Here is a 13,534-nt window from a genome sequence, read left to right as displayed (position 1 = left end):
TCGGCGACCATGGCCGCGAGTGCGTCTAATTGTCCGGTGCTGAGGTATTGACCTTGTGCGTCTGCTTGGGCGACAACCTTGGAGAATCCGTCTAACATATATTTAATCCTGGATGCGTTTAATAGTTTTGGTGTCCAATTTTTCGGCTGCTGTCGCGCACAAATTACGTAACATAGCTTAACGATTTTGGGAAAACTCTCGTATTAATATGAGAGGCTGACTCATTTTTGCCAGTTAGCATCTGTAAGAGTCACCAGTAACTAGTATTACCTATTAAGTTAAGTTTATACAATGGTACGCGAACTCTTATCTGTTTTTCCCTCATCTTTGTCACAAACGTTAATATTCCTACCCTGTCCAGCTTCTAACTCGGACAATGGGTACCATAGTTACACCACTTTTGCGCTGTGAGCACAAAAAAAAATCGCTTGAATGTTTCCCTCGATCCGATCGAGCGGGAGAAGTTGGAAAAGCTCGCGGCGGAGTCTGGACTCTCTTTGTCACGCACGATCGCCCAACTGATCCGCAAGGCAAAAAGTAAGCCCAAGGATGAAGATCTGACCGATCGCTAAAAAACCCAGCGGCTGGCAGCAACTGGGTAAATAGATTCGATGTGCTCAAATATCAAGTCTGAGTCAATAACTTTGTGGTTGATGATTGTCCAGCAATCTGTATTTTTCGTTGTAATTGACGAGTGAGAGCTGCAAACACTACCAACTGTGCGGCGAATGTTGCCAAGATCGTGCCGCCACTGAGTTGCATCATCCCGAGCGCGGCAAACGGCGAGAATAACAGCATAATCGCTGCCAGTCCAGTCGGCGATTGATGGGGAGAGAGGATAAAAGCACCAACCAATGGGAGGGTGATGACGCCAGCGACGATCGCCAGAATCCAGACATTGCGCTTGCGGACATTGAGGAATAGACCTAGATGGGCGATCGCGGCGTAGATTAACATCAGGCTAGCAGCCAGACACACGCTAGCCAAGAATCTGATGCCATAACGGTCAGAGGGGCATGAGATCGCAGCCAACGGGAGCCACAATACCATCGCCATCCCGATATTAATCGCGATCGCTAGTAGTGCAGGACTCTTATCGTTGTGGATTAGATCTTGGTATAACTCCCGTTTCCAAAATCGCTGCTGATGAGTGACACGTTCGCGACGATGGCGACTCCAATCTTGCAATGCTTGTTTGGTTGGCAATAGCATCGGAATCAATAGTGCTAAGACGAGTGCATCCATGACTGCTAGCCCCACAACTCCCCCCTCTTTGTAATAGTTGGAGCGGAGAGCCAGCGGGATCGCAAATCCGGCAATTCCTACCTGGAGGCAGAGATTCATCAGATAGCTTTGAGATTTGCCGATGGTGGTGGCGGTGGGGTTGAGATAGCGACGCTCCAAAGCTTGCCATACCCAGTAGCTGATGACTAAACAACAGCCAATGCTAAAAGCATTAAATCCGATCGCATTGCTAGCGATTGGCAATCCAAACCAAGAAAAATCGGGATCGCTGGCGTTCAACCATTTTTCCCGATCGATGGTTGCTAAGGTAAAGACATTGATGGCTGCTAAGGGTAGACAGATCGGGTATCCAACGACGATGACTGTCAGGATCGCTTGAATACCACCGAGCAGCACATACAATACCGCAGCACTAGAGAGCAAGAACCACAACGCGCCGATCGCCGCGTACCAGCTAGCAATTAATGGTAAATTACCACCAGCGGTAAGTCCTACACCTACATGTAGCGGCACCATTAGTGCAGCGGCTAGATACACCATAATCGGTACACCAAAAATTTTGCCGATAAAAATTTGGCGTGCTGATTGGGGACTGAGCCGGATAAAGTTGAGAGTACCGCGCTTTTCTTCTTGGACTAAATCGGCAACTAGTAAATAAACCGAGCCTAAAATCAGTCCCAGGGGTAAAATCCAGCTGATCGCGGCAAATACATGCGACCACCATTTTTGCCAGTTAATCACAAAATTGCCAGGATCGGCTAGCTTGCACAGATCGTCGTAGCGATCGCCGCTGAGACGCGGAAACATACAATAGGTATTGTGTGTTTCTCGCAGTTTTTGGATTGAAGCACCAGGACTCGACGGCTCGTCATATACAGGTATGGGAATTTGTCCGTTGAAATAGAGGAGGACGAGTCCTTGCAGCAATACAGCAGTGGCGATCGCAATCCCGATGTTCCGCAGTGTTAGGCGTTCTTTGAGTTCTCGAAATATCTGGGGGTTCGAGTCACCCGCTCGATCGATTAGTCTGTTTAGGATCATGATTAATCTCACTTAAATATTAATAGTTAGTCTGGTTGAAATTACAGGCATTCACCTCATATATTTGTCCTCCCTACTGCCAGTTGGTGCTGACTCGGTTGCGGAGCCACACTTACCAACTTGTGCAACCTGCGTTGCAGCATTTTGGTTGCTCCCACTAAGATCCAGATTTGCCCAAGTATCATCATCCCGATATTTGGGAGCGACAAGTACCAAATACCTGCCCATGATAGTGGCGAGAATAGCAGTAAGTTCAGGCTCAAGTTGCGGAAATCTTCACTAATTGTAGCCATCAAGATCGACAGCAATGGCAAGCAAGACATCAGCACAATCAATGAGATCGGTTGGGGCTTGCTTGCTGACGAGCGCAGCCCGATCGTCTGGACAACTGTGGTATAGATCAGTGTTAAAAGACTGACAATGATGATGCCGCAAATCGATCTCAATAACAACTGTCGATCTTCAATAAATATACTGAAACACAATCCCCAAACTGTAGCTGCGATCGCTAAATTGAGGAGGATTGCTACTACAATCGGACTGCGATCGTGCCAGATGAGGTCTCGAACTAGATCCTGTTGCCACCAATGACGATCTTCGTAACTGATATGTTCGCGAACATCGCGATTCCACTCATAGGTACTCTGTCGAGCTGGTAATATTAATGGCACTAGTGTCAGTATCCACAGCGCACTAATACTAGCGAATACAGCAATTAAGATGTAGAATCCAATTAAGTTATGGCGATCGATTCCTGTCGCGATCGGTAGAGCAAAACCCAAGAGCCAAATCTGAACTTGAATGTTCATCAGGTAGCTATGTTCTTTGGTAAATGACGTGCTAGCTGAATTGATATAGCTGCGATCGATCTTTATCCACAGCCAGTAACAAATCGCCGCCAATGTGCAAATAATAAAGCAGTTGAATGGGAAAGTACTATTGCCAACGATCGGTAGATAGAACCAGGATAATAATGGTTTGCCACTATCATCCTGCACTCGATTCGCGATCGCCTGCGCTAAGTAATAATTATAAGCACTAATTAAGCCTTGAACAGGTAGCCAACAAAGTAGGGTTGTGAGAATTGCCGATCTGCCGCCAGATAATGTGTAAAGAGTCGCCAAACTTAAACAAAAATAGGTCGTCATCCCGATCGCCCCATACCAACCCAACATCTCCGGTAAGCTGTAACCAGCATTTATCCCCAGCAGCAGATGTAGCGGTATAGTTGCTAAAATACCCAGATAAGTCGAGCTAGGTACTCCTAGTATTTTACCAAGATAGATACTTCGAGCCGATTGTGGGGTGAGTCGAATAAAATCTAATGTGCCTTGGCGATGTTCGCGATCGAGATCGGCAACTAAGGTATAAATACTACCTAATATTAAAACAATCGGGATGAGCCAATTGATAAAATTCACAGCATCAATGAGCTGACTAGGAGCTGAAGTTTCGGTCAGACCGAAATAGATCGCGATCGCTACTTGCATTAAAACAGATCCCAAGAGCGTAGCGATCGTCTGAGCAATAGTAATCCTGCTTTTTAGCTCCTTGAATAACTGGGGATTCCAGTCACCAATCAGATCGACCGATTTGTCTAACATAACTCTCACTTCAAGTAGCGAATATTAATAGATCTAGGAGGCTTGTTGGTGTCCTAACTTCAAGAAGATAGTTTCTAGATCCTCTTGCGTACATTGAAAGTTGGTAATCGGTAACTGCGCGTGAATCAGCGATCGTAATAAGTCTGCTGCATCCTCTTCTGTCCCAGAAAAGCCAACTCTGACTTGATTGGTACCAACCAAAATTTCAATATCTGTAGCTAGACTATTTGATTTCAGCTCTCGTTTGAGCACTTCAGGATCGCCCAATGTACTAATCAAAATTTGTTGGCGACTTAGGCGTTGATACAGATCTTGAAGCCGACAACTTTCGACCAAAAATCCTAACTCCATAATCCCTACCGACGTACAGAGTTCGGCTAAATCACTCAACACATGAGAGGAGATCAAGATCGTCATCCCTGCTTCCTGGAGCGTCTTGATAATCTGTCGAAACTGCATCCGCGCGATCGGATCTAATCCCGATACAGGTTCATCCAACAGTAGTAAAATCGGCTCGTGAATAATCGTCCGCGCCAGACTCAATCGCTGTTTCATCCCTCTCGATAAAGTGGCAATCTTACTATTGCGCTTGGTACTCAGTTGTACCAACTCCAGGACATCATACAACCGTCGCTGACGCCGATCGGATGTCAATTTGTATAGTCGGGCAAAATAGTCGAGATAATCCCAAACCGTCAGGTCATCATATAAAGGGAAATCGTCAGGGAGATAGCCCAATAATCGCTTGAGATTGGCATTGCTACGATCGCGCAACAGTCGTTCGCCATTGATATAGATCTCACCGAGTGTTGGCTCCTCCGCAGTGGCTAGCATCCGCATCAGGGTCGTCTTACCTGCACCATTGGGGCCGATCAAGCCATAGACTTCGCCAGCTTCCACCGCCAGGTCTACGCCATGTACGGCGATATGGCGATCGAATTGCTTGGTCAAATCTTCGGTGCGGATTGCTAATTCTGTCGCCATCGCTTTATTACCAGTGCCGTATTGTTTCGATTGTACCCAGTCAAACCAAAATAATCTGGCTCAAGCTGAAAACTCTACTTTTAGTTCATACAACGTTGCAATTAGCGATTCCAGAAATGTCGTTGTGTAGCCTCACAGTTGGCGAATCGAGCGCGAGTTAGATATTTGTGCGCGACTGCAAAATTGCCTCAATGATGGCATAATTGGCGGCTGGAAACTGATATTTGTCTAAATCGCTAACTTCCACCCAGCGAATCTCGTCAGACTCGATCGGTTGGGGAATACCGTCAATGTGCTGACAATGATGGACGATCGCACTCAAGTGGAAGGTAGGGTAGGTATGCTCGATCGAAATCAGATGCGCGCCCACAGCAACGGCGATCGCGAGTTCTTCCCGAACCTCACGGATGATGCACTCAGCTGCCGTTTCGCCTGGTTCGATTTTCCCGCCAGGAAATTCCCATAGTCCTCCCATCGTCCCACTAGCCTTGCGCTTGGCGATTAATACTTGTCCCGACGGGTTCCAGATGACTGCGATCCCAATCTGTTTTCGAGGTAGCGTTAAATTTACCATTTGGAGTTATCGATCCTAATAATTTTGGCTCTTGATTACTACTCCCTTCCCTGTGTCAAATTATACAGCAGTCGCCAAATCGGTTAAGACACTCTAGATCTCAGTCCGCGTAGGCGGACTTTGCAGCACTAGCGGCGATTTTAATCGCTGTGCTGTCCTAACCGCCTTGGCGGTTGCTATACATCTAGGGTGAATGGTGGATGTCTATTTCTTGAGTGGGAAGGGAGTAGCCATCTATTCACCTCACAGCACCATTTACAGCAATAGCCAAGACAGTTAAGACACTCTGCCTTTTAGTCTGCGGAGGCAGACTTTGCACCATGAGCGACGACTTCCAGTCGTTGTCATGTCCTCAGCTGTGGCGGTTGCTATACGTTAACAGTTAATTATCAATTAATTTAATTTGGCATCATTGCCACCTTAATTACCTCACGATTTTTCATATCCTCGAAAGTTTGGGCGAGATCGGTCAGGGGACGACGATCGCTAATTAATAGCTCAAACGGGATTTGCTTACTTGCCAGCAGTGCTAGAGCCGCACGGACGTGCTGGGGCGTGTTGTGGAAGACTCCCTTGAGGGTGAGTTCGCTATAGTGAAGCCTGTCGGTATTGACACTAATATGCGTATCCTTGGGACACCCGCCAAACAGATTAATGGTCGCACCCGGACGACCGCAAGCGATCGCGGTTTCCCAGACACTGGGTACGCCTGTCGCTTCAATGATGATATCGGCACCCCATCCCTGGGTTAAACCCCTAACGGTGCTGGGCAGATCCAACTGATGATAATTCCAGGTGCGCTCGGCTCCCAATTTTGCGCCGATTGCTAGACGGCGATCGTTACCACCACATAGCCACACCGAGCGACATTGACTTGCCATCACCGCGACAAACATCAACCCGATCGCCCCGTCACCAATTACGACTACTCTAGAATCAGGCGTAAAATTGCTCCGCGCGATCCCATGCAGGACACAAGCTAGAGGTTCAGTCATCGACGCCAGCTCGGCATCGAGATCGGCGGGGATGGGGAGCAGATTGTGCTGGACGATCGGGGCGGGAATGCTCAGATACTGAGCGAAAGTGCCATTGTTCCAAGTTAAATTGGGACAGAGGGAATACTCCTGATGTTGACAAAAAAAGCAATTCATGCAGGGTGCAGAGTTATTGGCGACTACGCGATCGCCAATGCTCCAATCGGTTATTCCCGCGCCGATGGCGACAATCTTCCCCGCTGCTTCGTGTCCAAATCTAGTTGGTGGCTTGAGCATTTTGGCATGTCCACCCTGCCGCCAGACCTTGAGGTCGGTGCCGCAAGTAGTGGCGGCGGTGACCTCGATGACGACTTCACCCGCCGCAGGTGAGGGGGGATCGAGCGTTTCGAGGCGGAGATCTTCTCGACCGTACAGGAGAGCTGCTAGCACAAAATCACCAGTTACAATAGTTGCTTGAGAGCCACTCCAGTATAGGAAACTTTGCCATCGAAGATCCACTACCAGTCAACGGCAACAATCACCATCGCCGAGCGAGGATTGAGAGCTACTACTACCAATCCTGGGTTTCTCACATTACCCCGTACAAATAGTTAGTTAGGCTCAGAATTAACTTTTCGCACTAGGAACGACAGTATATAATATGGTGTTGTAGGTTGATGACTATTGGCGTAGTGACCGATCGAGCTGAGTAGATCGCACTAAATAACCGATCGTCATCGCCAATTTCTCGCTAAGTAATGTGATTATGAACGAAAGAAAAGTCGAAGATCCTAAATTAGTAATAGTTTATTTCGCAAATGGTACCGTCCAGTGGGTCAAGTCTGGTAGTACCAATCAATGGTCTAGAGCTGGCGGTAGGGTCAACAAATTTTTTGAAAGTAGGGTATACCATACCGCAGATGGGACTAAAATCAAGATCAAGCAACATTTCAAACTGTTAAATACAGTTTTTATGGATGTAGGTACAGGGGCATTTTTAGACACAGTGCGTGAGGATTTGCTAGGATTGATTCCCGACCCCAACGATCCGATCCAACACTGTAAGTGGTGGGATGTGGATTGGTCTTGTCCGATCGTTTTTGAACCAAAACCAGAGCGGAAGCCAGTCAAAGCACCGATCGTGCGCGATCGGCAGTTGAGCTAAAATTGGAGCGATATCGCTTGAGTTGCCGCTCGTCGGATCGTGTGGATTGAGGGAGTTTCTAACAATGATTCGATCGAGCTGATTAAGTTCGAGTTAGTCAAATTTCAGACTATTTGCACTTATAATTAGTGGCATCATAGTAGTTAAATTATAGTTATATGGGAGATATCAGCGATCTCCAGCTCTGACTCACTCAGACTGTGACTGCATTGAGATAACGAGCTACTGCTTCCTTACCACTACCAATAAATTCGATCCGACCACGTTCGAGCCAAATTACTTTATCGCAGGAAGCACCAATAAAATCCAGATCGTGAGAAACAACTAACACAGTAGTATCACCATTGAGAAATTTATCGATTCGATGCTGACATTTGTTTTTGAAGTTCTGGTCGCCAACAGATAGAACTTCATCAAGAATCAAAATATCTGGCTGAACATCTGTCGCGATCGCAAAACCCAACCGCGCCACCATCCCTGAAGACAAGCCTTTGACTGGTACTAGGGCATAATCATTTAACTCAGCAAAATTTAAAATCATTGGCGTACGTTCTTGCATTTCCTGCCGCGAAAATCCCAGCAGAACGCCATACATAATAATATTATCGCAGACGGAAATATTACCATCAAATCCTGCACCTAATTCAATTAATGGTGCAATATTTCCATTGACTCTTACTTTACCGATTGTCGGTTCGAGGATGCCAGAAACTAATTTGAGCAAGGTTGATTTACCAGCTCCATTTCCACCAATAATTCCAATCTTTTCTCCAGCATTAATCGTAAGATTGACATCATCAATTACTAGTTTTTTAGCAGGTACTCGATATTTACCAGAAACAATCGAAAAAATAGTTTGTTTGATATCATAAGAAAACTCTTCCTGAGTACGCCGCCATAGCGACACGCGATCGAAACTAATAACTTCCATCTACCTAAATATAGTGAGTGACTCTGGATTTTAATAATAGGCTAAATACTAGCCGACAAGCGAAATTTTTACAAAAGATCCATAAATTTTGGACGAAGCCAGGTGAAACAAACCCAACCTATTCCCAAAATGATAATCCCACTCAACAACGATCTAATCATCAAAGTTAGATCTGGTGGATTGCCCGACAAGACAATTTGCCGTAAGCTCTCTATTACGGGATAGAGTGGGTTTAGTGTTAGGAATGGGCGAATTTTTGGATCGACAATCTCGGCTGGATAGAAAGTTGGACTACCCATCAGGATCACAAACTGTACCAGTTCATATAAAAAAGGTAAATCTCGAAAAAATACGAACAGAGAACTAGTTAAAAATCCGATTCCGGTAGATATCAGAATTAATCCCAATAATGGGATAGGAATCGCGATAATATTGATAAAGCTTGACGGATTAGGTGATAGAAAAACACTGACGATAACCAATAATGGCAACATCCCAATTAATAGTTGAAATGTATTGGCAACAATAGTTGAGACGGGGAAAATACTAATTGGTAATTTAACTTTGTTTAGTAATGAATCATTACTAACTATACTCACTAATGCCTGCGACGTGGAAGCATTGTAAAACTGGATTACTGTTAATCCAGTGAATGCGGCTAACATATATTCCCACAGCGATTCATGATAATACTTTTTAAAAGCAGCACCAAAAATAATCGCATACAACCCAGTCATCATCAAAGGATTGAATAGCGACCAATATACTCCTAAAAAAGAGCCACGATACCGCACTTTAACTTCACGTTTGGCTAGGACATAGACTAGTTCTATATACCGCTTTGTAGCAGATAATCTAGAGTCGATCGCGAGTGATTTGGTCATATAAATAGAAGTTGTTTAGATGTCAAAATAGTATTATGCGATAGAAATAACAATAAACGATTCGAAGATAATTTATTATCAACGGATTAAGACTAAATCTAGAAATCCGTCTTTGTTTGCTAAACATTCATCGAATGTTATCGATCTAATCATTGATTCATCATTTACATAGTTAAGTGAAAATCCGGCATTTACTATTTCTAGCAAAAATTTTCGTGGATCGTAGTATGTAAGACGATAGTTAGCAAACTCTAAAATTATGGTCAATTTGAGATTTTTTGATAGAGTTTCTTGCATACCCTGCCAAATTAACCATTCGGCACCTTCAGCATCAATTTTAATAAAATTGACATGGCTCCAATCATGTACTAATTCATCTATTGTTGTTGTGATGACTGGGAAATATTGAGAGGATGGATTTTGTAAATTTGATTGGTCTGGATAATGAATTGTAGAATCGCCTAAAAGTCCATTAGGTACACAAAGTTGAATGGCTTCGCCTGCTCGACTGGATGCAGCTTTATCGCTAATTTCAACATAAGACTTAAACCCGTTGACTCGAACCGATCGATCTACTAAGCTTGCTAATTTTTGGTTGGGTTCGATCGCCAGAACTCGACCGGAATTTCCGACTAAATCCGCCATCAGTAGCGTATAGTATCCACAATTTGCACCGATATCAATACAATTCCAGCCAGGTTCGATAGTTCGTGCTAATAGCTGTGCGATCCATATTTCCCAATAGCCATTTAACAACAAGTGGGGGGTTAAGCTGATATCGGTAGCATCGACATAGCAAAAATACTTAGTTAAAACCCGACATAAAAGTGTATCAGCTCCTACGTAAGAGGATTGAAAAGCCTTGCGACATGACAATTCGACCACGCTTCTACTCAAGTACCCAATCTCTCGGATATCATAAAATATGTTTTTTTCAGTCTTGATTAACCGATCGATATCCTCTAATCTTGTCAAGACAGCTTTCAATTTATCAACAGGCTCTGACTGTCGATCTGATACTTCTTGAATATTTATTTGTGCTAGCAAAGCTGTCAAGTGGACATTATCGCGATCGATAGCTGGTAAATTTTGGTGAGTAGAAAAAGTAATAAATACTGAGTTTCCGTGAACTGGATTCATTTCACTTAATACTCTTTGAATCAGAATATTATCGAGCTTGTCTAGCCATCCCTTGTGTAATACAAACCACTGAAAATTAGCTGACCTGTCAATTCGCAAACAATCGAAACAATTGTTTGTCAAATACTTAAATTCAATTGGCGCAACTATTTTGTCATTATCTTGAAGATGAGCTTGAATTAACTCAGCAACTTCTAACCAGTTTCGATCGCTAGTTGGAAACATTTTTAATTTTTATCCTCTATTAAATTAGATTCGATATCCTACAATTTAAAATATGGTAAATAGTAAAATTATAGTTCGAACAAATTAATTTCCCCTCAAATTTTTAATTCCTCGATCGACTGATGCAACTGTCTATGAATCATGGATTCGTATAGCTCATCGATTAACCTCATCCGCGTTTTTTCGTCTAGTTGAACTGGGAAATATTTTTCTAATCTGACAACTATAAACCACTTTGCAATCTGCAATGGAGGAGCTAATTGTCCTGGTTTTAGCGATCGCAACTGAGTCGCTAAAATCGGGTGTGGAATGGACAATTCATGAGGTCCTCTCAAGCCATTAGTTTCGTCTGCTTCTCCTCCAGAATATTGCTTTATTAAATCTGACAAATCTGCTTCTCCATCTTGAACCTGAAGAAATAGCTCTTGAGCAAGATGAAAGCTTTTAACTCCCAAGACTGTATAACTCGCTCGATCGAGTTGATTTTTGCGCTCTAGAAAGTAAGAATCAACTTTACTCGCAAAGGTTTCTCGTTTGAAGCGATCGAGCTTGAGTGTTCTGAGCACAAAATGTTCAAATTGAGGTAAGGTAACGTGATTGCACTCCAGCCAATCAGCTCGATCCTCATCTGAATTAATCTGATGCTGTTGATAAAAAGCTTTGTAGCCACCAAGAACTTCTTCAGCGGTAAGCTCGATCGATTTTATCACGTTATCAACAATTAGTTCCCGCTGCAATTGCGAGATTATGCCGTATTTCTGCAAGAGTCCGACTACCTCCTCCCCAGAGATTCTATTTTGGCATAGTCTTGCCAACGGAGAATTTAGATCGATCGTGTCTTTAATAGTTTCCGTCACAATATTGGGATCTAGCGGGTTTACATTTATCCTAATGTTAAAGGAGTAGCGCAATTTACAAATTACCCTACTCCTTCATCTCACTATATTACTTCATCAACGTCAGCACCTAGCCTAGATCCAGCCACCCCAGACAGCAGAATCAACATTATTAGCTGTCATAAACGCAGCCAGGTCAGTTTTGCTTTGATAGTTAGCGTACTGAATATTGCCATCCTTGAACATCAAGGCGCGCAGTACCGCACTCCCATCACCGAGCTTGAAGTACAGGTCTTGGAAACCATCCTTATCGTAGTCACTCGCTGCTAGCAATCTCAAATTATCTTTCTGCAAATCATTTTGGAAGCGTCTCTGGCTATCAAATGGCCCACCGATATTTTGGGGGCTGTTCTTGAGAGTAGGATCGATATAAATACCAACGACGCGAGTATCACCATTCAGCCCATGCTTGCTAAAATCAACGTTACCGTTTACAGCACCGACGCTGGCAAACCGACCGATGGCTGGATTGACTAGAATACTTTCGAGGCTGCCATCACCCTGAATATCCACATCACCTAGCAATTTCCACGAACTGGCAACACCTAAATTATTGCCGTCGTAGTCTAGGATCGATCTCATATATTTGGCAGGATCTTGTTTGAAATCATTCAAAAGAACTTGTCCTGGATATACGAGTGTCGATGCCCCAGTAACACTGCCGACACCTGAAATCGTTTGTTTGAGAGTACCGACTCCATTGGTCGTGTTAATGCTGTATTTAGAGGTATTGCTGACAAACCCAAACAGTTCAATGCCTTCGAGACTGAGACCAGTTATGCCTTTGAAACCAAGCTGACCGATCTTGGTAGCTCCAGACGGATTAGCTAACGGAATCGACCATAGGGCATCACTTACTCCGGTATCTGGAGTTACAGCGAGGAAACGATTATTGGCAGCATCATAGACTAGATCTCCAGCATTACTCAATCCGGTCGGGAGGCTGCCGAGTGAAGTAGCCACAAAACTAGAAGTATCGATCTGGTAAAGACTACCCGCTCCGGTCGCTGAAGTGCCGATCGCGTAAAGTTTGTCGTCTGTATTAGCCAATGCTAGAGAGTTGAGACTTTGACGAAGATTGTTTCCTGCAGTATCTTTAATAATACTGGAGCTAAATGTATTTCCAGTAGCAAGGTTGGTAACATAAATTCGATCTGGCGTAGAAGTGCCAAAAGAAGGTGTAACTCCATACAACAAGCCATTAGAGGCTAAAGCTATATCGTCTGGACCATAGGTAGTTTTTACCAGGGGAAAATACTTACCAGCAGAATTAACAGTACCAACTTGAGCACCAGAGGTTCCATTGGCAAAAAATGAGCCATAACTGAGAATTGATGTTGCTGCACCCTGGTCTTGGAGCGATAATGAATAGTTCCCGCTCGATAGGTTGCTATTAGAAACCCGAATTTTATATTTAATTCCTGGAGCTATCGCTTGATCTATTAAGGCTAAATTGGCACTAGATCCACTAACAGAGTCTGAGGATACGATCGCATTCGTTGTAGCATTAATCAGGGCTAGGGTAGTAGTACCTGGGGTATTGGCCGCACTTCCTGTTTTGTTGGGACTGAATGTAATGCTGATGTTGTTATAGGTAGCTAAGTTAGTGGGAAGATCGTATTCGTCATAGTAATCAGTGTTATTAATCTTAGGATCGGTATTAGTAAAAGATCCTTGTATAACTTGTCCTAGAGCAATGCTTGGCATGATGTCTCCAATAAACTTTGGGCTGGATGGATAAGCTTCGGTTAGCAAAGCGAGTAGTGCTTACTACCCTAGTTCTATATGTTAACTATTACGTATTGAAGCAAAGGTATAAAACATATCATTTGAGTTACACAATTAACGATCTAATTGCAATTTTTCAACTC

The 13,534-nt window shown here is 43.9% G+C and carries 12 protein-coding genes; 2 read left to right on the top strand and 10 right to left on the bottom strand.

All coding sequences use genetic code 11. The features are described 5' to 3' along the window. The first annotated feature begins 407 nt into the window (after positions 1 to 407). Positions 408 to 572 (top strand): ribbon-helix-helix protein, CopG family, encoded by a 165-nt coding sequence (locus ACEW9I_RS16160; protein WP_373541356.1) that lies wholly within the window; start codon positions 408 to 410, stop codon positions 570 to 572. Between the two features lie 52 nt (positions 573 to 624). On the opposite strand, the gene ACEW9I_RS16155 is transcribed toward ACEW9I_RS16160, so the two are convergent. The 5 genes from ACEW9I_RS16155 to ACEW9I_RS16135 form a co-directional block, all read right to left on the bottom strand. After that, positions 625 to 2,286 carry a hypothetical protein gene (locus ACEW9I_RS16155; RefSeq protein ID WP_373541355.1) on the bottom strand — a complete coding sequence of 554 codons (1,662 nt, stop codon included), beginning with the start codon at positions 2,284 to 2,286 and terminating at the stop codon, positions 625 to 627. 56 nt (positions 2,287 to 2,342) lie between these two features. Next, on the bottom strand, positions 2,343 to 3,890 hold the full coding sequence (locus tag ACEW9I_RS16150; protein WP_373541354.1) for a hypothetical protein: 1,548 nt from the start codon (positions 3,888 to 3,890) through the stop codon (positions 2,343 to 2,345). Between the two features lie 33 nt (positions 3,891 to 3,923). Next, positions 3,924 to 4,874, bottom strand: a complete 951-nt coding sequence (locus tag ACEW9I_RS16145) for an ABC transporter ATP-binding protein (protein ID WP_373541353.1) — start codon at positions 4,872 to 4,874, stop codon at positions 3,924 to 3,926. Positions 4,875 to 5,031: 157 nt separating this feature from the next. Continuing rightward, entirely contained in the window at positions 5,032 to 5,448 is a 417-nt protein-coding gene (mutT, locus tag ACEW9I_RS16140) for an 8-oxo-dGTP diphosphatase MutT (protein ID WP_373541352.1), read from the bottom strand. 398 nt (positions 5,449 to 5,846) lie between these two features. Beyond that, positions 5,847 to 6,872: a zinc-binding dehydrogenase gene (locus tag ACEW9I_RS16135; protein ID WP_373541351.1), complete on the bottom strand. Its 1,026-nt coding sequence runs from the start codon at positions 6,870 to 6,872 to the stop codon at positions 5,847 to 5,849. Positions 6,873 to 7,188: 316 nt separating this feature from the next. Between ACEW9I_RS16135 and ACEW9I_RS16130 the strand changes: the two genes are divergently transcribed. Then, complete coding sequence (locus ACEW9I_RS16130; RefSeq protein ID WP_373541350.1) at positions 7,189 to 7,587, top strand: hypothetical protein; 399 nt, start codon at positions 7,189 to 7,191, stop codon at positions 7,585 to 7,587. Positions 7,588 to 7,780: 193 nt separating this feature from the next. On the opposite strand, the gene ACEW9I_RS16125 is transcribed toward ACEW9I_RS16130, so the two are convergent. The 5 genes from ACEW9I_RS16125 to ACEW9I_RS16105 form a co-directional block, all read right to left on the bottom strand. Continuing rightward, positions 7,781 to 8,518, bottom strand: coding sequence for an ABC transporter ATP-binding protein (locus ACEW9I_RS16125; protein ID WP_373541349.1), 738 nt, complete (start codon positions 8,516 to 8,518; stop codon positions 7,781 to 7,783). Between the two features lie 68 nt (positions 8,519 to 8,586). Further along, positions 8,587 to 9,402, bottom strand: a complete 816-nt coding sequence (locus ACEW9I_RS16120) for an ABC transporter permease (protein WP_373541348.1) — start codon at positions 9,400 to 9,402, stop codon at positions 8,587 to 8,589. Positions 9,403 to 9,480: 78 nt separating this feature from the next. Beyond that, complete coding sequence (locus tag ACEW9I_RS16115; RefSeq protein WP_373541347.1) at positions 9,481 to 10,458, bottom strand: FkbM family methyltransferase; 978 nt, start codon at positions 10,456 to 10,458, stop codon at positions 9,481 to 9,483. Between the two features lie 404 nt (positions 10,459 to 10,862). Further along, entirely contained in the window at positions 10,863 to 11,624 is a 762-nt protein-coding gene (locus tag ACEW9I_RS16110; RefSeq protein ID WP_373541346.1) for a peptidylprolyl isomerase, read from the bottom strand. A 114-nt stretch (positions 11,625 to 11,738) separates the two neighbouring features. Next, positions 11,739 to 13,370 carry a hypothetical protein gene (locus tag ACEW9I_RS16105; RefSeq protein ID WP_373541345.1) on the bottom strand — a complete coding sequence of 544 codons (1,632 nt, stop codon included), beginning with the start codon at positions 13,368 to 13,370 and terminating at the stop codon, positions 11,739 to 11,741. Between the last annotated feature and the right edge of the window lie 164 nt (positions 13,371 to 13,534).

The sequence above is a fragment of the Chamaesiphon sp. genome, from assembly GCF_041738855.1.
Classification (GTDB): domain Bacteria; phylum Cyanobacteriota; class Cyanobacteriia; order Cyanobacteriales; family Chamaesiphonaceae; genus Chamaesiphon.
Note: the sequence above shows the minus strand (reverse complement) of the source record. Positions and strands in the feature narration are given on the sequence as shown.